At 71.8% G+C, this 20193-nt stretch carries 17 protein-coding genes and 1 tRNA gene; 14 read left to right on the top strand and 4 right to left on the bottom strand.

Annotation, left to right across the window (positions count from 1 at the left end; translation table 11 throughout):
- Positions 1-14: 14 nt before the first annotated feature.
- The 8 genes from valS (at position 15) to ABZ911_RS19700 (ending at position 7529) form a co-directional block, all read left to right on the top strand.
- Positions 15-2522, top strand: coding sequence for a valine--tRNA ligase (gene valS / locus ABZ911_RS19735; RefSeq protein ID WP_358057253.1), 2508 nt, complete (start codon positions 15-17; stop codon positions 2520-2522).
- Positions 2523-2632: 110 nt separating this feature from the next.
- Complete coding sequence (locus ABZ911_RS19730) at positions 2633-3760, top strand: AI-2E family transporter (RefSeq protein ID WP_358057250.1); 1128 nt, start codon at positions 2633-2635, stop codon at positions 3758-3760.
- Between the two features lie 11 nt (positions 3761-3771).
- Positions 3772-4326: a PaaI family thioesterase gene (locus ABZ911_RS19725; RefSeq protein ID WP_358057247.1), complete on the top strand. Its 555-nt coding sequence runs from the start codon at positions 3772-3774 to the stop codon at positions 4324-4326.
- Positions 4323-4760: a dUTP diphosphatase gene (dut, locus tag ABZ911_RS19720; RefSeq protein WP_358057244.1), complete on the top strand. Its 438-nt coding sequence runs from the start codon at positions 4323-4325 to the stop codon at positions 4758-4760. The genes ABZ911_RS19725 and dut overlap by 4 nt, the downstream gene beginning before the upstream one ends.
- Positions 4761-4784: 24 nt before the next feature.
- Positions 4785-5441, top strand: coding sequence for a DUF3710 domain-containing protein (locus ABZ911_RS19715; protein ID WP_358057241.1), 657 nt, complete (start codon positions 4785-4787; stop codon positions 5439-5441).
- 27 nt (positions 5442-5468) lie between these two features.
- Complete coding sequence (locus ABZ911_RS19710; protein ID WP_358057238.1) at positions 5469-5861, top strand: OB-fold nucleic acid binding domain-containing protein; 393 nt, start codon at positions 5469-5471, stop codon at positions 5859-5861.
- A 15-nt stretch (positions 5862-5876) separates the two neighbouring features.
- The gene (locus tag ABZ911_RS19705) at positions 5877-6602 is read left to right on the top strand and encodes a DUF3159 domain-containing protein (protein WP_358057235.1); all 726 of its coding nucleotides are present in this window, start codon (positions 5877-5879) and stop codon (positions 6600-6602) included.
- 33 nt (positions 6603-6635) lie between these two features.
- Positions 6636-7529 (top strand): serine/threonine-protein kinase, encoded by an 894-nt coding sequence (locus tag ABZ911_RS19700; protein WP_358057232.1) that lies wholly within the window; start codon positions 6636-6638, stop codon positions 7527-7529.
- Here the strand turns inward: ABZ911_RS19700 and ABZ911_RS19695 are convergent.
- Together ABZ911_RS19695 and ABZ911_RS19690 are read right to left on the bottom strand one after the other, a co-directional pair.
- Positions 7526-8185, bottom strand: a complete 660-nt coding sequence (locus ABZ911_RS19695) for a TrkA family potassium uptake protein (RefSeq protein WP_358057229.1) — start codon at positions 8183-8185, stop codon at positions 7526-7528. The two genes, ABZ911_RS19700 and ABZ911_RS19695, sit on opposite strands and share 4 nt — an antisense overlap.
- Complete coding sequence (locus ABZ911_RS19690; protein ID WP_358057226.1) at positions 8185-8850, bottom strand: TrkA family potassium uptake protein; 666 nt, start codon at positions 8848-8850, stop codon at positions 8185-8187. The genes ABZ911_RS19695 and ABZ911_RS19690 overlap by 1 nt, the downstream gene beginning before the upstream one ends.
- Positions 8851-8953: 103 nt before the next feature.
- Here ABZ911_RS19690 and ABZ911_RS19685 point away from each other — a divergent pair, with 103 nt between their 5' ends.
- Together ABZ911_RS19685 and ABZ911_RS19680 are read left to right on the top strand one after the other, a co-directional pair.
- Positions 8954-10984: an APC family permease gene (locus tag ABZ911_RS19685; protein WP_358057223.1), complete on the top strand. Its 2031-nt coding sequence runs from the start codon at positions 8954-8956 to the stop codon at positions 10982-10984.
- Positions 10985-10993: 9 nt separating this feature from the next.
- Positions 10994-12256, top strand: coding sequence for a class I SAM-dependent RNA methyltransferase (locus ABZ911_RS19680; RefSeq protein ID WP_358057220.1), 1263 nt, complete (start codon positions 10994-10996; stop codon positions 12254-12256).
- Here ABZ911_RS19680 and ABZ911_RS19675 read toward each other — a convergent pair.
- The gene (locus ABZ911_RS19675; RefSeq protein WP_358057217.1) at positions 12217-13848 is read right to left on the bottom strand and encodes an alpha/beta-hydrolase family protein; all 1632 of its coding nucleotides are present in this window, start codon (positions 13846-13848) and stop codon (positions 12217-12219) included. The genes ABZ911_RS19680 and ABZ911_RS19675 overlap by 40 nt on opposite strands.
- A gap of 96 nt (positions 13849-13944) precedes the next feature.
- Between ABZ911_RS19675 and ABZ911_RS19670 the strand changes: the two genes are divergently transcribed.
- Positions 13945-14021: transfer RNA gene (locus ABZ911_RS19670), tRNA-Met, on the top strand.
- 52 nt (positions 14022-14073) lie between these two features.
- On the opposite strand, the gene ABZ911_RS19665 is transcribed toward ABZ911_RS19670, so the two are convergent.
- Positions 14074-15138, bottom strand: coding sequence for a hypothetical protein (locus ABZ911_RS19665; RefSeq protein WP_358057214.1), 1065 nt, complete (start codon positions 15136-15138; stop codon positions 14074-14076).
- Between the two features lie 139 nt (positions 15139-15277).
- Between ABZ911_RS19665 and ABZ911_RS19660 the strand changes: the two genes are divergently transcribed.
- From ABZ911_RS19660 to ABZ911_RS19650, 3 genes are read left to right on the top strand one after another with little or no spacing between them, the layout of a single operon-like run.
- Complete coding sequence (locus ABZ911_RS19660) at positions 15278-16186, top strand: LLM class F420-dependent oxidoreductase (RefSeq protein ID WP_358057211.1); 909 nt, start codon at positions 15278-15280, stop codon at positions 16184-16186.
- Positions 16187-16237: 51 nt separating this feature from the next.
- Positions 16238-17647 carry a 3' terminal RNA ribose 2'-O-methyltransferase Hen1 gene (locus ABZ911_RS19655; RefSeq protein ID WP_358057208.1) on the top strand — a complete coding sequence of 470 codons (1410 nt, stop codon included), beginning with the start codon at positions 16238-16240 and terminating at the stop codon, positions 17645-17647.
- The gene (locus ABZ911_RS19650; protein WP_358057205.1) at positions 17637-20156 is read left to right on the top strand and encodes a polynucleotide kinase-phosphatase; all 2520 of its coding nucleotides are present in this window, start codon (positions 17637-17639) and stop codon (positions 20154-20156) included. Before ABZ911_RS19655 ends, ABZ911_RS19650 begins: the two co-directional genes overlap by 11 nt.
- Positions 20157-20193: the final 37 nt, after the last annotated feature.

Genomic DNA, 20193 nt, shown 5'->3' with positions numbered 1-20193 from the left:
TACCATAAGGAGGCATGACTCAGCAGCGACCGCCTCATGCCCCCATGCCCGAGAAACCCACTCTCGATGGCCTGGAGTCGGTATGGGTATCGCGCTGGGAGGCCGAGGGGACCTACCGCTTCGACCGGTCGAAGACGCGTGCGGAGATCTACTCGATCGACACCCCGCCGCCCACCGTCTCCGGCTCGCTGCACGTCGGCCACGTCTTCTCCTACACCCACACCGACATCATGGCCCGCTACCGGCGGATGACCGGCAAGACGGTCTTCTACCCGATCGGCTGGGACGACAACGGCCTGCCCACCGAGCGCCGCGTGCAGAACGTCTACGGCGTGCGCGGCGACGCCTCGCTGCCCTACGACCCGGCCTTCGTCCCGCCCGACAAGCCGGGCAAGCGGGAGATCCCCGTCTCGCGGCGCAACTTCGTGGAGCTGTGCCACAAGCTGACCGAGGTGGACGAGCAGGCGTTCGAGGAGGTCTGGCGGCGGGTCGGGCTGTCGGTCGACTGGTCGCTGCTCTACACCACGATCAGCGACCGGGCCAGAGCCGTCTCGCAGCGGGCCTTCCTGCGCAACCTGGCGCGCGGCGAGGCCTACCAGGCCGAGGCCCCGACCCTGTGGGACGTCACCGACCGCACCGCCGTCGCCCAGGCCGAGCTGGAGGACCGGGAGTGGCCCGGCGCCTTCCACCGGATCTCCTTCTACGGCGACCAGGGCCCGGTCTGGATCGAGACCACCAGGCCCGAGCTGATCCCCGCGTGCGTGGCGCTGGTCGCGCACCCCGACGACGAGCGCTACAAGCCGCTGTTCGGCACCTCCGTGCTCACCCCGCTGTTCGGCGCCGAGGTGCCGATCCTGGCGCACCGCCTGGCCGAGATGGACAAGGGCTCGGGCATCGCGATGATCTGCACCTTCGGCGACATCACCGACGTCACCTGGTGGCGTGAGCTCGACCTGCCCACCAGGCCGGTGCTCGGCTGGGACGGGCGGCTGCTGGCCGAGCCGCCCGCGGGCGTCGAGGCGGGGCCGTACAAGGAGCTGGCCGGCAAGACCGTGCACTCGGCGCGCGAGCGGATCGTGGAGATGCTGCGGGAGAGCGGCGACCTCGACGGCGACCCGCGCCCGGTGCGGCGGACGGTGAAGTTCTACGAGCGCGGCGACAAGCCACTGGAGATCGTCACCACCCGGCAGTGGTACATCCGCAACGGCGGCCGCGACCGCGAGCTGCGCGAGCGGATGCTGGAGCGCGGGCGCGAGCTGGTCTGGCACCCGCCGCACATGCGGGTGCGTTACGACAACTGGGTCGAGGGCCTGGCCGGGGACTGGCTGATCTCCCGCCAGCGCTTCTACGGCGTGCCCATCCCGGTGTGGTTCCGCCTGGACGACTCGGGACGCATCCGATACGACGAGGTCATCGCGCCCGCCGAGGACACCCTGCCGATCGACCCGTCCTCGGACGTGCCGCCCGGCTACACCGAGGAGCAGCGCGGCGTCCCCGGCGGGTTCACCGGCGACCCCGACGTGATGGACACCTGGGCCACCTCGTCGCTGACCCCGCAGATCGCCGGGCGCTGGGAGAGCGACCCCGACCTGTTCGGCCGGGTCTACCCGATGGACCTGCGCTCCCAGGCGCACGACATCATCCGCACCTGGCTGTTCTCCACCGTGGCCCGCTCGCACCTGGAGTCCGGCACCGTGCCGTGGAGCGACGTGGCCATCTCGGGCTGGATCCTCGACCCCGACCGCAAGAAGATGTCCAAGTCCAAGGGCAACGTGGTCACCCCGATGAGCCTGCTGGAGCAGCACGGCTCCGACGCGGTCCGCTACTGGGCGGCCAACGGCCGCTACGGCGTGGACACCGCCTTCGACGCCGGCCAGCTCAAGATCGGCCGACGGCTGGCCATCAAGATCCTGAACGCGTCGAAGTTCGTCCTGGCCCTCGGCGACGGCGGCGGGGAGGTCACCGAGCCGGTCGACCTGTCGATGCTGGCCACGCTGGGCGCCACGGTCGGTGAGGCCACCCAGGCGCTGGAGGCCTACGAGCACACCAGGGCCATCGAGGCCGTCGAGCGGTTCTTCTGGGCCTTCTGCGACGACTACCTGGAGCTGGTCAAGGCCCGCGCCTACGAGTCCGGCCCGGCCGCCGCCTCGGCGCACGCGGCCCTGCGCCAGGCGCTGGAGGTCCAGCTGCGGCTGTTCGCGCCGTTCCTGCCGTTCGTCACCGAGGAGGTCTGGTCCTGGTGGCGGGACGGCTCGGTGCACCTGGCGCCGTGGCCCGCCGCCGACCCCGGCCCCGGCGACCCAGCCGTGCTCACGGTCGCCTCCGAGGTGCTCGGCCGCGTCCGCAAGGCCAAGTCGGAGGCCAGGCTGTCGATGCGCGCCGAGGTCTCCAGGCTGACCGTCACCGGCCCCGAGGCCGCCCTGATCAGGCTCGCGCAGGACGACCTGTGCGGGGCCGGCGCGGTCGAGGAGTTCGTCCTGGAGCAGGGCGCGGAACTCACCGTCGACGTCCTGCTCGGCTGACCCTGCCGAGGGGTACGGCCCGCCCTGCCCCTCGGCCATCGCCTGACCCGATCATTCCTCGGCCGGATATCCGCGCGCGTTCCGGCTCGCGGCGTGCCAGTCTTGAACACGTGTTCTCCGACCGATCCACCAAGCTCGTACCGCCCACCCTGGCAAAGGTGGCCGCCTGGAGCGTGTGCCTGATCGTCGTCGGCGTGGTCGTCTACTTCTTCGTTCAGGTCATCGCCCGCCTCAGCTTCGTCGCGCTGCCGGTGGCGATCGCCCTGCTGCTGACCGCCCTGCTGTTCCCGCTCACCAGGACCCTGCGCAACGCCGGCCTGCGGCCGATCTACGCGACCTGGATCACCATGCTGGTCGCGCTGGCCGCGATCTTCGGCACCGGCTGGATCGTCGGGGCGCGCGCCAACGACGAGTGGCCGCATCTGGTGGAGCAGGTGCAGAAGACCGTGAGCGACGTGCAGCAGTGGCTGATCACCGGCCCGCTGCACCTGAAGGAGACGCAGCTCACCCAGTGGGTCGACGAGATCTTCAAACAGCTCGACCTGCAGCGCGCCGCGATCACCACCACCGTGCTCACCGCCGGGCAGGTCGCCGTCGAGGTGCTCGCCTCCATCGTGCTGCTGCTGTTCGTCACCTTCTTCCTGCTCAAGGACGGCGACCGGATCTGGTCGTGGTTCCTCAAGGGGTTCGGCCGGATGTCGCCCAGAGTCGACCGGGCCGGACGCACGGCCTGGCTGACCATCTCGCACTATGTGCAGGGCACCGTCGCCGTCGCCGCCGTGCACGGCGTCATCATGGGCATCGTGCTCGCCGGGCTCGGCGTGCCGCTGTGGGTGCCGCTGGCCGTGCTGATCTTCCTGGCCAGTTTCATCCCGATCGTCGGCATCTTCTTCGCCGGGACCGTGGCCACGCTGGTCACGCTGGGCGCCGCCGGGCCGGTCAAGGCGCTGATCTTCCTCATCGTGCTGATCGTCGAGCAGCAGCTCGAGAACCATGTGCTGCAGCCGCTGATCGTCGGGCGGGCGCTCAACTTCCACCCGCTGGCGATCATCCTGGTGCTGGCCGTGGGCGGCATCCTGGCCGGGATCGCCGGGGCGGCCGTGGCCGTACCGGTGGCGGCCGTGATCTACCGGGCGATACCTGAACTCAGGCACAAACCACCGGCTATCCCTCCACCTGTGCCACCTCCCACCCCGGCTGTGCCGCCGGACGGCGAATCCGCGCAGCCCAAGGGGTAATGTCGTCCTCCGTGACTCGTTCCTCCGTGACCACCCCGCCGCCCGGCGCCGAACAGCCGAAGGCCCACCCCGACGCCCCGCCGGCCGGCGCCTCGCTCGGCGCGCACTACAGCCGCTGCTTCGGCTGCGGCGCCGACCATCCCACCGGGCTGCACCTGAAGGCCGTCACCCCTGACGGGATCACCGTCTCGGCGGAGTTCACGGTGGGCGAGGCGCACCAGGGGGCGCCCGGACTCGCGCACGGCGGCGTGCTGGCCACGGCCATGGACGAGGTCATCGGCATGTCCATCTGGCTGTTCCACAAGCCGTATGTCACGGGACGGCTGGAAACCGACTACCTCCTCCCCGTTCCCGTGGGCACGACACTCCACCTGCGCGCCTGGTGCAACGGCGTCTCCGGCCGGAAGGCGTACCTTGAGGCTGAGGGGCGCGTCGGCGCCCCCGACGGGCCGGTCGCCGTCCGCGCCGCCGCGCTGTTCATCGAGGTCGCCATGGAGCACTTCGCCGAACACGGAGACGCGGGCGTGCTCGCCGCCGAACACCACGACTACGAGGTGAATCCGTGACAGTAGAGGTCCTCATCCACCGGCTCGACCCCGAGCTGCCGATGCCCGGCTACGCCCACCCCGGCGACGCGGGGGCGGACCTGTGCGCCGCCGAGGACGTGGAACTGCTGCCGGGCGAGCGGGCGATGGTCGGCACCGGGCTGGCGATCGCGCTGCCCGACGGCTACGCCGCGTTCGTCCACCCCCGTTCGGGACTGGCCGCCAAGCACGGCGTCACCCTGGTCAACGCGCCGGGCACCGTCGACGCCGGCTACCGCGGCGAGATCAAGGTCACTCTGCTCAACACCGACACCAAGGAGCCCTTCCGGCTGCGCCGCGGTGACCGGATCGCCCAACTGGTGATCCAGCGGGTGGAGCGGGCCCGTTTCTACGAGGTGGAGCGGCTTCCCGGTTCGGCGCGCGGCGCCGGCGGGTTCGGCTCCACCGGACGCTGACAACCTTCGAGGAGCGTGAGGAAAGTGTTCCGACGACGCCGGCGCGAAGAGCCCGAGCAGGTCGCCGAGGAGGCCGCGGCGCCGCAGACGCGCGAGTCGGGCCCGTGGGACGCCGAGGAGGCGCACCCCGAGGCCGACCGGGTCGACCTGGGCGGGCTCAGGCTCACCGTCAGTCCCGATCTCGACGTGCAGCTCGCCGTGGCGGGCGACCAGCCCGTCGGAGTGATCGTCCTGTACCAGGAGAGCGCGCTGCAGTTGCACGCCTTCGCCGCGCCCAAGCGGTCCGGCCTGTGGGACGACGTCAGGACCAAGCTGGCCGCCGGCGTCAAGGACGCGGGCGGCACCACCGAGGAGCGGCAGGGCCCGTTCGGGACCGAGCTGTTCGGGCAGGTGCCCGGTGACGGCGGCACCCCGCAGCCGGTGCGCTACCTCGGCATCGACGGCCCGCGCTGGTTCCTGCGCGCCGTCATCAGCGGGCGCGCCGCCCTGGACGAGACCATCGCCGCCAGACTCGAAGAGGTCATCGGCGACGTGGTGGTCGTGCGCGGCGAGGAGCCGATGGCGCCCGAGGAGGCGATCGTGCTACGCCTGCCCAGCGAGGCCAGGGCGGCCGGGGCCGACGACGAAGGGCCGAAGCTGAACCCCTTCAAGAGAGGTCCCGAGATCAGTGAGCTACGCTGAACGGTTCATCGCATAGGCTGATGCATCATGAGTAGCACGGCAGAGCAGCCCCACAAACGCGGGGGACTGCGCGGTTTCTTCAGCAGGCTGGCCTCCTCCCAGTCCGAGCTGGAGGCTCAAGAACTGCAGGAAGACGTCGACAAGTCGGGGGCGACCCCGATCGCCTCGTGTGGCGGACGGCGGCGCTTCTGCGTGGCCGGTACGCTACGTACGGTGACACTGCGCCCGCGCGGCGGCGCCCCGGCGCTCGAGGCCGAGCTCTACGACGGCTCCGACGTGATCGACCTGGTGTGGCTCGGCCGGCGGAAGATCGCGGGAATCGAGCCGGGCCGCATCGTCAAGGCCGAAGGCCTGGTCAGCATGCAGGACGGGCGCAAGGTCATGTTCAACCCGCGCTACGAGTTGCGCCCAGGCGCCTGACAGGAAGCTGACCACGTGACCGAGCAGGTGGGTACCACTGACGCGGCCGAAACAGCCGCGCACGACACCGTCGAGGCCGCCGTCCGCGTCCAACTGTCCAAGGCGCTGGGTGGCGTGCGCGGCATCGTCGAGGCGGCGATCCCCACCGTGGCCTTCACGGTCTGCTTTCTGTCCGCCGACAACCTGCGGGAATGGCTCGGCTTCAGCCTCTCGATGGGCAAGCTGCAGCTCTCGCTGATCGTCAGCGTGTCGATCGCGGCCGTCCTGCTCGTGGTGCGGCTGGTGCAGCGGTCCACGCCGCAGTTCGTGATCAACAGCCTGATCGGCATCGGCATCGGCTGGTTCTTCGCCTCGCGCACCGGCGACGCCAAGGACGTCTACCTGCCCGGCATCCTCTACAACGCCGGCTATTCGGCGGCCATGCTGCTGTCCATCGTGACCCGCTGGCCCGTCGTGGGCTTCCTGATCGGCTCCATCACCGGCGACCCCACCGCCTGGCGCAAGGATCCCGCCGTGGTGCGGCTGTGCGTCAGGCTCACCTGGATCCTGATGATCCCCTGCGTGGTGCGGGTGGCGGTGCAACTGCCCATCTACGCCTTCGGCGGCGGTGACGAGGCCGTCGCGGCGCTCGGCATCGCCAAGGTGTTGATGGGGTGGCCGCTGCAGGTGGCCGCGCTGGCGGCGATGGCCTGGCTGCTCGGCCGTGGCCGTACTCCGCTGAACCCGCCCGCGCCCGCCTGAGGCTCCTTCCGGGCGGCGGGTAGTGTCGGAGGCATGGTCGACTCTCCCGAACGGCTGATCGGCGGCAGGTATCTGCTGGCGGAGGAGATCGGCAGAGGCGGCATGGGCGTCGTCTGGCGCGCCCGCGACCAGGTGCTGCAACGCCCCGTGGCGCTCAAGGAGGTCGCGCTGCCGCCCTGGGTGGGTGAACGGGAACGTGAGCTGGCCTACCGGCGGGTGCTGCAGGAGGCCAGGACGGCCGCCATGCTGCGCCATCCGCACGTGGTCACCGTCCACGACGTCGTCCTGGACCGGGGGCGTCCGTGGATCGTGATGGAACTCCTGTCCGCCGAGTCCCTGGAGGCCGTGGTCCAGAGGGAGGGGCCGCTGCCCGAGGCCGAGGTGGCGGGCATCGGGGCGAAGGTACTGGAGGCGCTGCGGGCGGCGCACGCGGCGGGCGTCACCCACCGCGACGTCAAACCGGCCAACGTGCTGCTTCTCGACGGCGGGGGAGTGGTGCTGACCGACTTCGGGATCGCCCGGGTGGCCGACTCGCCGACGCTGACCGCCACCGGGATGCTGATGGGGTCACCGGCCTACCTGGCGCCCGAACGGCTGGAGGGGAACGGCGCGACGCCCGGCTCCGACCTGTGGGCGCTCGGCGCCACGCTCTACACGGCCGTGGAGGGGGCGCCGCCGTACGTGCGGCAGAGTCCGGTCGCGGTGATGGCGGCCATCCTCATGGGGCCGCCCGAGCCGATGCGGCGGGCCCGCCTGCTGCGCCCGATCATCGAAGGGCTGATGCGCGGCGACCCGGCCGCCCGCTCGGGCCACGACGAGGCGGCCGCGGGGCTGGCCAGGCTGTCGCCGCCGTCCTCCCGGACGGAACCCCGCGCCCGTGAGGGCTCCGCGGCCTTGGCGGCCTTGGTCGAGGACCCTTCCGACTAGTGGGGGGCGAGGAGCTGGGCCAGCTCGTCCTCCACCTCCTGGTTGGCGACGAACAGGAGCTCGTCGCCCGCCTCCAGGGGGTCGTCGGCGGACGGGACCAGGACGCGGCCCTCGCGCAGGATCGCCACCAGGGCCGCGTCGACCGGCCACGGCACCGAACCGGCCCGCTGGCCGACCACCGGCGCGTCCTCGGGCAGGGTGAGCTCGACCAGGTTGGCCTGGCCCTGGCGGAAGGTCATCAGGCGCACCAGGTCGCCGACGCTCACCGCCTCCTCCACCAGCGCGCTCAGCAGCCTCGGCGTGGACACCGCGACGTCCACGCCCCACGACTCGTTGAACAGCCACTCGTTGTTGGGGTGGTTGATGCGGGCGACCACGCGCGGCACGCCGTACTCGGTCTTGGCCAGCAGGGAGACCACCAGGTTGACCTTGTCGTCGCCGGAGGAGGCGACGACCACGTGGCAGTTGGCCAGGCCCGCCTCGTCCAGCGAGGAGATCTCGCAGGCGTCGGCCAGCAGCCACTCGGCCCGCGGCACACTGTCGATCTTGATGGCCTTGGGGTCGATGTCGATGAGCAGGACCTCGTGGCCGTTCTCCAGGAGCTCGGCGGCGATGGAGCGGCCCACGGCGCCGGCGCCGGCGATGGCGATGCGCATCAGTGCTCCTCCTCCGGCACGGCGGCCAGCAGCTTGTTGATCCGGTCCATGTCGTTCTCCGCCGCGATCACGTGCAGGATGTCGCCCTCCTGCACCACGGTGTCGTTCTTGACGACCAGCGCCTCGCCCATGCGGTTGACGAACGCCACCCGGACGCCCGCGGCGGCCTCCAGGGTGAGGACCCTGGTGCCGATCCAGCCGGGGTTGGCCGCGACCTCGGCCAGCACCACGGTGCCCGTCGGGTCGCGCCAGAGCGGCTCGGCGCCCTCGGGCAGGATGCGGCGCAGGATCTGGTCGGCGGTCCAGCGCACGGTGGCCACCGTGGGGATGCCCAGGCGCTGGTAGACCTCGGCTCGCCGGGAGTCGTAGATGCGCGCCACGACGTTGTCCACACCGAACGTCTCGCGCGCCACCCGGGCGGAGATGATGTTGGAGTTGTCGCCGCTGCTGACCGCGACGTAGGCGGCCGCCGACTCGATGCCGGCCTCCATGAGCACATCGCGGTCGAAGCCGACGCCGGTCACCCGGCGCCCGCGGAACCCGGCGCGCAGGCGGCGGAACGCCTGCGGGTCACGGTCGACGATCGCGACCGAGTGCCCGTTGTCCTCGAGGATGTGGGCGATGGTCGATCCGACCCTGCCACACCCCATGATCACGATATGCATACTCCCCCGCCGTTTGCGGTTGGCCGGTTGCTCTCCACCAGTATGGACCGCTTGTGGAGCGCCATGTCGGCAAGGGGGAAAGGGAGGGCTAGGCTCTGCAGACGTGTCAAAGGTGACGGACCTCGTCAAGCGCGTCCTAGTGGGGCGTGCGCTGCGCAGCGGGCAGCTTCACGAGCAGTTGCTCCCCAAGCGCGTCGCGCTGCCGGTGTTCGCGAGCGACGCGCTCTCCTCGGTGGCCTATGCCCCGCAGGAGATTCTGGTCATCCTGTCCCTGGCGGGCGTCTCTTTCTACCACTACAGCCCGTGGGTGGCGGCGGCGGTCGTGGTCGTCATGCTCACCGTGGTCGCCTCCTACCGGCAGAACGTGCACGCCTACCCGAGCGGCGGCGGCGACTACGAGGTGGCCACGGTCAACCTCGGCAAGAACGCGGGCCTCACGGTGGCCAGCGCGCTCATGGTCGACTACGTGCTGACGGTCGCGGTGTCGGTGGCCAACGGCGTGGACTACGTGGGCGCCACGATCCCGTTCGTGGCCGAGCACAAGCCGCTGGTCGCCATCTGCATCGTGGTGCTGCTCACGGTGGTGAACCTGCGCGGTATCCGGGAGTCCGGCGCGGCATTCGCGATCCCGACGTACGCGTTCATGTTCTCGGTGATCGGCCTGATCCTGTGGGGCGGCTTCCGCACGCTCGTCCTGGGCGACGAGCTGAAGGCGCCGACCGCCGACTACGGCATCGTGGCCGAGCAGACCGACCTCACCTCGTTCGCGGCGGCCTTCCTCATCCTGCGCGCCTTCTCCTCCGGCTGCGCGGCCCTCACCGGCGTCGAGGCGATCAGTAACGGCGTGCCCGCCTTCCGCAAGCCCAAGAGCAAGAACGCCGCCACCACGCTGCTCATGATGGGCCTGATGGCGATCACCATGTTCAGCGGCATCATCGCCCTGGGCCTGGCCTCAGGCGTGAAGGTGTCGGAGCATCCCGGCAAGGACATCCTGATCAACGGCCAGCCCGCCGGGCCCGACTACTACCAGCAGCCGATCATCGCCCAGGTGGCCGACGCGGTGTTCGGCGGCGGCTCGCTGCTGTTCGTGGTGATCTCCGCGGTGACCGCGCTCATCCTGTTCCTGGCCGCCAACACGGCCTTCAACGGCTTCCCCGTGCTCGGCTCGATCCTGGCCCAGGACCGCTACCTGCCCCGCCAGCTGCACACCCGCGGCGACCGGCTGGCCTTCTCCAACGGCATCGTCATCCTGGCGCTCGGCGCCTGCCTGCTGCTGTGGGGCTTCCAGGCCGACGTCAGCCGCCTGCTGAACCTGTACATCGTCGGCGTGTTCGTGTCCTTCACCCTCAGCCAGACCGGCATGGTCATCCACTGGACCCGTCACCTGAAGACCGAGACCACCCCGTCGACGCGGCACCAGATGCACCGCTCACGGGTGATCAACTTCTTCGGCGCGGTGATGACCTCCGTCGTGCTGGTGGTCGTGCTGCTGACCAAGTTCATGGTCGGGGCGTGGATCGTGTGCATCGCGATGCCGATCCTGTTCCTCATGATGAAGGGGATCAGGCACCACTACGACAACGTGGCCGCCGAGCTCGAGGTGACCGAGCAGGTGGACGAGTCGATGCTGCCCGCGCGCAACCACGCCATCGTGCTCGTCTCCAAGATCCACAAGCCGACGCTGCGCGCCCTCGCCTACGCGCGGGCCACCCGCCCCTCCACCCTGGAGGCCATCACGGTCGGGGTCGAGGGCGCCGAGGCGCGGGCGCTGAAGGAGGAGTGGGAGCGCAGGGGCATCCCGGTGCCGCTGAAGATGCTGGACTCGCCGTACCGGGAGATCACCGAGCCGATCCTCAACTACGTCAAGTCGCTGCGCCGCCGTTCGCCGCGGGATGTGGTGACCGTCTTCATCCCCGAGTACGTCGTCGGCCACTGGTGGGAGCATCTCCTGCACAACCAGAGCGCGCTGCGGCTCAAGGCGCGGCTGCTGTTCAAGCCGGGTGTGATGGTGACCAGCGTGCCCTGGCAGCTGCGCTCCGCCGACCGGCTCAAGGGCCGTCCCGAGCCCTCCGCGCCCGGGTCCGTGCGCCGCCCGTGGCACGAGGTCGCGGAAGAGGACCGTACGAAGGCATAGTCTGTCCAGGTGGAACAGGGATCTCTGGAGTTGACGGTAGGACCGGTCGCGCACGGCGGCTGGTGTGTGGCACGGCACGAAGGACGAGTCGTCTTCGTACGGCACGCGCTCCCAGGCGAGCGCGTCATCGCGGAGATCATCCCGTCGGAGAAGGCCGAGAACGCCCGCTTCCTGCGCGCCGACGCCGTACGAATCCTGGAGGCTTCGCCCGACCGGGTCACCCCGCCCTGCCCCTACGCGGGCCCGGGGATGTGCGGCGGCTGCGACTGGCAGCACGCCACGCTGGAGGCGCAGCGCAGGCTCAAGGCCGAGGTGGTCGCCGAGCAGCTGCGCCGGCTGGCCAAGATCGAGCGCGAGGTGGTCGTCGAGGAGGTGCCCGGCGCCAAGGACGGCCTGGGCTGGCGCACCCGCGTGCAGTTCGCCGCCCGCGCCGACGGCGAGCTGGGCTTCCGCAAGCACCGCTCGCACGACGTGCAGCCCGTGGACGCCTGCCTGATCGCCCACCCCGAGGTCGAGGCCGTGGGCGCCGAGCTGCAGAACTGGCGGGGCGCGGCGGGCGTCGAGGTGATCGCCTCCTCCGGCGGCAACCGGGCCGTGGTGGTCACGCCGAGGCCGCGCCGTACGGTGACCGTGCCCGATCTGGAGGCGCCCGCCTCCATCCTGGTCAACCAGGGCAAGGGCAAGGTGGAGGCCAGGCGCGGTTCCGGCATGCTGCACGAGCAGGTCGGCGACCGCGAGTTCCAGGTGTCGGGCAGCGGGTTCTGGCAGGTGCACCCGGGGGCGGCCGAGACGCTGCTGGAGGCGGTGCTGACCTTCGCCGCGCCGGAGCCGGGGGAGTGGGCGCTCGATCTGTACTGCGGGGTGGGCCTGTTCGCGGCCGGGCTGGCCGAGGCCGTGGGGTCCTCGGGCGCGGTGTTCGGCGTGGAGTCGGAGGCCACGGCCGTCCGCGACGCCAGGGCCAACCTGCGCGACCTGCCGTGGGCCACGGTGGAGCGGGGCAAGGTGGAGGACGCGCTGGACCGCTTCCAGATCGAGCGCGCCGACCTGGTCGTGGTCGACCCGCCGCGCGCGGGGCTGGGCCGCGAGGTCGTCGACCGGGTCGCCTCGCTGGAGGCCACCCGCGTCGTCTACGTCTCCTGCGATCCCGCGACGCTGGCCCGCGACCTGGCCTGGTTCGGCGACCGGGGCTACCGCCTGGCCGATCTGCGGGCTTTCGACGCCTTCCCGATGACTCACCACGTGGAGTGCGTCGCGCTGCTGGTGGCCAGGTAGGAGCCCAGGCGGGTGGTGTCGGCGGCGGTCCAGCCGGGCGGCGCGGCGATCGCCGCCCAGCCGTCGGCGATGATCGCCCCGTAGTGGTGCCCGTGCCCGGCCGGTACGGTGATCGCGCCCGGCAGGTCGCCGAGCACCTGCCAGAACGTCACCAGCGGGAACCAGTTCATCTGGTCGTTGACGTCCGGCCCGCGCTCGCCGGTCAGCCATTCCGGCTTGTCGTAGACCAGCGTCGGCGACCACCAGACCACCGGGTCGGAGGCGTTCTGCAGGTACACCACCCGCAGGCGCCCCGGCCGGGCGCGCAGGTCGGCCGGATACTGCGCGAACCTGACCGTCCTCCCGTCCTGGTAGACCGGCCGCCACACCGGCGAGCCGGGCTCCCGCGCGGCGGTCACCTCCTGCCAGATCGGGTTGGCGTCGGGCGGCCCCACCAGCATCGCCCCGTCCACCTCGGCCAGTAGGTCGGCCAGGTCCTCGAAGGCGCCTTCCAGCTCGTAGCTGCCGAGACTCTCGCCTGACACCAGCAGCCGGGGCCTGCCGTCCGCGGGCAGCGTCGCGTACCTGGCGCGCACGGCCTCGATCAGCGCCGCCCCCGTCGCGGCCGCCTTGCCCCGGTCGACCAGGAACGACACCCAGCTCGGCAGGTAGGAGTACTGCAGGGCGACCACCGCCGAGTCGCCCCGGTACATCAGCTCCAGGGAGTCGGCGATGGCGGGGTCCACCCACCCGGTGCCCGTGGTGCCGAGCACGGCCAGCACGGGACGCCCGAAGGCCCCCGTCCGCTCCAGCTCGCGTACGGCCAGCGCCGCCTGCTCCCGGGGCGAGGTGCTGGAGTGCAGCCCCACGTAGACCCTGATCGGCTCGGCGACGGTCACGCCCGGCCCGGCGAAGGCGGCCAGCTCCTCCCGGCCGGAGGCGGTCGCGACGAAGCTGCGACCCTCCTTGCCGAGCGAGTGCCACGGCACCAGCGAGCCGGGCCCGCCGGACACGTGCGGCGAGACCGGCCTGCGGATCCCGGTCGCCGTGGTGCGGTTGGTGACCGAGGAGATGTCGTTCATCACGTTGATGAAGCCGTTGAACAGCACGCTGTTGGCGAAGACGGCGACCAGGGCGGCCACGATCAGCACGCCCAGCGCGTGCGCCACCGGCACCGGGATGAACCGGTCGAGCCAGTGGACGAGTTTCCGTCCGCCCAGCCGGATCGTCCGCGCGAAGAGCAGCAGCGCCGCGAACACGGCCGCCGCGACGATCAGGATCACCGGCGCCGACCAGCTGATCGCGGTGTCCATGCCCATGAGCCTGCGCAGGTCGCGCTGCCAGCCGATGCTGTACAAGAGGGCGGCGGCGGTCAGCGGCGCGCACATCGCGATCAGCAGTTGCCAGGCGGCCCGCCGGTTGCGGACCTGCCACCGGGCGGGCAGCGCCGCCGCCAGCGTCGCCCCCACCGCGTAGCCGAGCGCGGCGGTGATGCCGCCGATGACCCCCTGCATCTGCCAGGTCCTGGGCAGCAGGGAGGGGGTGAGCGCGGCGCAGAAGAACAGCACGGCGACGAGCGTCCCCCCGAAGCCGAGCCCCCGTCGTACCACCACGATCAAACAACTACCCAAAGTAGTCAAAGTGCTACCATTCGCGCGATGTCACGAGGACTCTCCAGGTCCGGTAATGTTGTTCCTGCAAGACCGCAACGCCGGGTGGAGCAGTTCGGTAGCTCGTCGGGCTCATAATCCGAAGGTCGTAGGTTCAAATCCTGCCCCGGCCACCACAGCGAAAGCCTCGCACATCTCCGGATGTGCGAGGCTTTCGGCGTTTCCGGCTCAGGAGCGGCTCGCCCACAGGGCCTGGGCGGCGGCGGGCTCCGGGGTCGTGCCGCGCAGCGAGAGCCAGGCCAGGCCGGTCCTGGCCGCGAAGGCCGACAGCTTGCCCGCGTCGGCCACGCTCAGGTCCCGTCGCCCCGCCAGCACCGCGGTCAGCGCCAGGCGGTGCCACACCTCCTCCTCGGACGCGGTCGGGAACACCCCGGCCACCTGCCGGTGCGCCGCCCGCACGGCCGTCGCCAGGTGCCGCATCCGGTCCGCGGACGCGCTCGGCGGCTCGATCACGGCCAGCAGGTTCACGGTGCCGATGTCGGCTCCCGCAGCCCTGGTCGTGCGCAGCATCCGCAGGTCGGGCTCGGACAGCCCGGCGGCCCCGAGCGGCAGCGTGTAGGTGACTCGTAACGGCCGCCCCTGCAGGCGCGTCTCGCGCTGCAGCGACCGCACGGCCCGCGCCCTGCGCAGCACGGTGCCCGGTTCGGCGCTGTCACGGACCTCGAAGTCGACGTAGGCGGCGTCGAACGCCCCTACCGCCCGCCGGTAGGCGCCGGTCAGCGCGGCCTGGTCGGTGCACGAGGAGGCCAGCTCCCGCCCGCCGGCCCCGCCGAAGCTGAGCCCCGCGTCACCGCCTCCGGCGCGCAGCCTGCCGATCCGGTTGGCCACCGGGTTGTCGCCGGGCTCGACCACCCCGCCCCATCGGGGGGCACACGGGGTGTCCCCGGCGGTGAGGTGGCCCAGGGTGAACCAGCGCACCCCGGTGCGCGCCGAGGTGGCCAGCAGGTCGAGGCCGGGCGTGCGCGCGGTGTCGACGTGCGTCAGGAACCCGGCCGGGCCCGTGGAGGCCGTCCGGGCCACCGGGACGGCGCTGTGGGACGAGGTGGCCGGGGAGCGGGTGGGCGGCTTGGGGGAGGGCGGCGCCCACTCGGGAGTGGCCTCGGCGGGCAGCCACCAGATCGCCAGGGCGGTCGTGCCCAGCAGCGCGAGCGCGGCCAGCGCGACCAGGGGGCGCGGCGGGATGCCCGGCTCGCGCTCGTGCCCGGCGGGGGGACGGTCGTCGGCCACCGGCATCGTGACCACACCCTCTCGACGCCACCTTACGTGGCAAGGTGACTACACACAGTGCTTAGGCGATGAACGCTAGCAAGCGGCAGAGTGCTCGCGTGGGCATTCTCCGGATGACGTCCGGTGTGACCGGATAATGGATGCCATGAAGCTACGGATCTTCACCGAGCCCCAGGAGGGCGCGACCTACGACGACCTGCTCGCCGTCGCCCAGGCCGCCGAGCGGCTCGGGTTCGACGCGTTCTTCAGGTCGGACCACTACGCCAGGATCCGCCCGGGGGACCCGGGGGCCGGTTCGAGCGACGCCTGGCTGACGCTGGCGGCTCTGGCCAGGGAGACCTCCACGATCAGGCTGGGCACCCTGGTCACGCCCGCGACGTTCCGGCTGCCGGGGCCACTGGCGATCAGCGTCGCCCAGGTGGACCAGATGAGCGGCGGCCGGGTCGAGCTGGGCTTCGGGACCGGCTGGTACGCCGCCGAGCACGCCGCCTACGGCATCCCCTTCCCGCCGCAGGCCGAGCGTTTCGCCCGCTGGGAGGAGCAACTGGAGATCATCACCGGGCTCTGGACGGCGGAGAAGTCCTACTCCTTCGAGGGCGCCTACTACCGGCTCGTCGACTCGCCCGCGCTGCCCAAGCCGGTCCAGCGGCCCAGGCCGCCGCTGATCATCGGCGGGGTCGGCGCCAAGCGCACGCCGCGCCTGGCGGCACGCTACGCCGACGAGTACAACGTGCCCTTCCGCGGCCTGGAGGACACCCGGCAGGCCTTCGAGAGGGTACGGCAGGCGGCCGCCGGCCGTACCCTCGTCTACTCGGTCGCGCTGACGGTCTGCGTGGGCAGGGACGAGGCGGAGCTGGAGCGCCGGGCGGCGGCGATCGGCCAGGACCTGGGCTCGCTGCGCGAGGGGGGTCTCGCGGGCACCCCCGAGGAAGTGATCGACAGGATCGGCGGGTACGCCGGGCTGGGCGCCGAGCGGATGTACCTGCAGGTGATGGACCTGGCCGACCGGGAGCACCTGGAGCTGATCGCGGCCGAGGTGCTGCCCCGCGTCTGAGAGATATATTTGCTTGGCGGTGGTCTGATCGGGTACGGCACACTGTGGGGCGTGCTTCTGACGATCTCGACCACCGTCCGGCCCGCCACCGAGCTGGGTTTCCTGCTGCACAAGCACCCCGACCGGGTGCAGGAGTTCGGCCAGTCCTACGGGACTGCCCGGGTGTTCTATCCAGAGGCGTCAGAGGAACGCTGCACCGCGGCGCTCATGCTCGAGGTCGACCCGGTGGCGCTGGTCCGGACGCGGGGCAGGACCTCGCCGGACTTCAGCCTGTCGCAGTACGTCAACGACCGCCCGTACGCGGCCTCCTCCCTGCTCGCCGTGGCCATCGGCGACGTCTTCCGGACCGCGCGGGCCGGGCGCTGCAACGCGCGGCCCGAGCTGGCCGCCGCCGCGCTGCCGCTGGAGATCACCCTGCCGGCCATGCCCTGCCGGGGCGGCGCCGACCTGGCCCGGCGGCTGTTCGAGCCGCTCGGCTGGCAGGTCGAGGCGCGGGCCGTACCGCTGGACGAGCAGTTTCCCGAGTGGGGTGACTCGCGGTACGTGCGGCTGGAGCTGCGCGGCGGCGTCCGGCTGGCCGACGCGCTGAACCACCTGTACGTGCTGCTGCCGGTGCTCGACGACGGCAAGCACTACTGGATCGCGCCCGACGAGGTGGACAAGCTGATCAGGGCGGGGGAGGGCTGGCTGCGCGGGCATCCCGAGCGGGGCCTGATCACCCGGCGCTACCTCGGGCGGCGGCCCACCCTGGCGCGCACCGCGTTCGCGCGGCTGGCCGAGCTGGGCGACGAGACCGAGGAGGCCCTGGAGCCCGCGGTCGAGGAGGAGCCGGCCCCCGAGCCCCAGCAGGAGCCCAAGGCGGTGCCGCTGAACACGCTGCGCCGCGAGGCCGTGCTCGCCAAGCTGGAGGAACTGGGCGCGGCCACCGTCATCGACCTCGGCTGCGGTTCCGGCCAGCTCGTCGGCGCGCTGCTGGGCAGGCCGAGGTTCACCAGGGTGACCGGCGTCGACGTCTCCCCGCTCGCGCTCGCCATCGCCGCCCGCAAGCTCAAGCTGGACCGCATGCCCGACACCAAGCGGGCCAGGCTCACCCTCTTCCAGGGCGCGCTCACCTACACCGACAAGCGGTTCGCCGGCTACGACGCCGCCGTACTGATGGAGGTGATCGAGCACGTCGACCCGCCGCGCCTGGCCGCGCTGGAGCGCGTCGTGTTCGGCCACGCCAAGCCCGCGCACGTGCTGGTCACCACTCCCAACGTGGAGTACAACCCGCGTTACGAGTTCCTCACCGGTCTGCGCCACAACGACCACCGCTTCGAGTGGACCCGCGCCGAGTTCACCGCCTGGGCCACCAGGGTCGCCGCGGAGTACGGCTACCGCGTCGCCTTCGCCCCCGTCGGAGAGGCCGACCCCGAGCTCGGCCCGCCCACCCAGATGGGAGTCTTCACCCATGAGCACTGACATCAGCCTGCCCGAGCTCTCGCTGGTGGTGCTCGTCGGCGTCTCGGGCAGCGGCAAGTCGACCTTCGCCGCCAGGCACTTCGCCCCCACCCAGATCATCTCCTCGGACTTCTGCCGGGGTCTGGTCGCCGACGACGAGAACGACCAGTCGGCCACCCCCGCCGCGTTCGAGCTGCTGGACCACATCGTCGGCATGCGGCTGGCCCGCGGCCTGCTGACCGTGGTCGACGCGACCAGCGTGCAGTACGGCCCGCGCCAGAAGCTCATCGAGCTGGCCAGGGCGCACGACGTGCTCGCCGACGCGATCGTCCTGGACGTGCCCGAGGAGGTGGCGATCGCCCGCAACGAGACCCGGCCGGGCCGCGACTTCGGCGCGGGCGTGGTCATCCGCCAGCGCAAGGACCTGCGCAGGTCGATGGGGAAGATCGGCCGCGACGGCTTCCGCAAGGTGCACGTGCTGCGCGGCGTCGAGGAGATCGACGCCGCCACCGTCTCCTACACCAAGGCGTGGACCGACAAGCGGGAGCTGACCGGCCCCTTCGACGTCATCGGCGACGTGCACGGCTGCCGCGCGGAGCTGGAGACGCTGCTGGAGACCCTCGGCTACGAGATCACCCGGGTGGACGGCCGGGCCGTCACCGCCGCGCACCCGCAGGGCCGTACCGCGGTGCTGGTCGGCGACCTGGTCGACCGGGGCCCCGACTCGCCGGGCGTGGTCCGCCTGGTGATGGGCATGGTGGCGGCGGGCACCGCGATCTGCGTGCGCGGCAACCACGAGGAGAAGCTGGTCAAGGCGCTCAAGGGCCGCAAGGTCAAGGTCGCGCACGGCCTGGAGCAGTCGCTGGAGCAGTTCGCCGCCGAGCCGCCCGAGTTCGTCCAGGCGGCCACGGCCTTCATGGACGGCCTGATCAGCCACTACCAGCTCGACGGCGGCCGGCTGGTCGTCGCGCACGCGGGCCTGAAGGAGCCCTACCACGGCCGGGCCTCCGGCCGGGTGCGCGCCTTCGCGCTGTACGGCGACTCCACCGGCGAGACCGACGAGTACGGCCTGCCGGTGCGCTACCCCTGGGCCGAGGAGTACCGGGGCCGGGCCATGGTCGTCTACGGCCACACCCCCACCACCAGGCCCGAATGGGTGAACAACACCATCTGCCTGGACACCGGCTGCGTGTTCGGCGGGAAGCTGACCGCGCTGCGCTACCCGTCGCGCGAGATCGTCTCGGTCCCGGCGCGGCAGGTCTGGTACGCGCCGGTCAAGCCGCTCACCGCGCCCGGATACCGCGACCCCGGCACCCTCGACATCGGCGACGTCCAGGGCACCAGGCACGTCGAGACCCGGTACGGCACCCGGGTCAAGATCATGGAGGAGAACGCCGCCGCCGCGCTGGAGATCATGAGCAGGTTCACCGTGGACCCGCGCTGGCTGGTGTACCTGCCGCCGACCATGGCGCCGCCGGAGACCTCCTCGCTGGACGGCTACCTGGAGCACCCGCACGAGGCGTTCGAGGAGTTCGCCGCCGCCGGGGTGGGCGAGGTGGTGTGCGAGGAGAAGCACATGGGGTCGCGGGCGGTCGCCGTACTGGCCAGGACGCCCGAGGTCGCGGCCGAGCGGTTCGGGGTCGCGGACGGCGCCACCGGCGTCGTGTACACGCGCACCGGGCGGCCCTTCTTCGACGACGCGCGCGGGAGCGAGCTGGTCGACCGGCTGCGCGCGGCCTGCGAGCCGCTCTGGCGCGAGCTGGGCGCCGACTGGGTGGTGCTGGACTGCGAGCTGCTGCCCTGGTCGGCCAAGGCGGGCGAGCTGATCCGCAGCCAGTACGCCTCCGTCGGCGCCGCCGCCTCCGCCGCGCTGCCCGAGGCCGTGGCGCTGCTGGAGCGCGCGGCCGGGCGCGGCCTGGACGTGACCGCGCTCACCGCCCGCACCCGCCGCCGCCACGACAACGCCGCCCTCTTCCGCGCCGCCTACGCGCGCTACTGCTGGCCCGTCCAGGGCCTCGACGGGGTACGGCTGGCGCCGTTCCAGATCCTGGCCCACGGCGGCGGGGACCAGCTCGGGCAGGCCACGGCGGTCGAGCCGCACGCCTGGCACCTGGCGAAGCTGGCCCTGCTCGACTCGGAGCTGATCACGCCGACCAGGCATATGTTCGTCTCGCTCGACTCGGCCGAGTCCCGCGCGGCGGCGGTGCGCTGGTGGGAGGAGCTGACCGCCTCGGGCGGCGAGGGCATGGTGGTCAAACCGGCCGTGTACACGCCGGGGCGGATCCAGCCCGGGGTGAAGGTGCGCGGCCGGGAGTACCTGCGCATCATCTACGGGCCCGACTACACCGAGTCGCTGGACGTGCTGCGCCGCCGGTTCCTGGGCAAGAAGCGCTCGATGGCGCTGCGCGAGTCCGCCCTGGGGCTGGAGGCGCTGGCGCGGCTGGCCGAGGGCGAGCCGCTGTGGCGGGTGCACGAGCCGGTGTTCGGGGTCCTCGCGATGGAGTCCGAGCCGGTCGACCCGCGGCTGTGACGCGGCGGGCCGTACTCACTGGGGTGAGGTACTCGGA

The sequence above is a fragment of the Nonomuraea sp. NPDC046570 genome, from assembly GCF_040645915.1.
In the GTDB taxonomy this organism is placed as follows: domain Bacteria; phylum Actinomycetota; class Actinomycetes; order Streptosporangiales; family Streptosporangiaceae; genus Nonomuraea.
The sequence above is the reverse complement of the archived record's forward strand: the minus strand, read 5'-3'. Positions and strand labels throughout refer to the sequence as shown.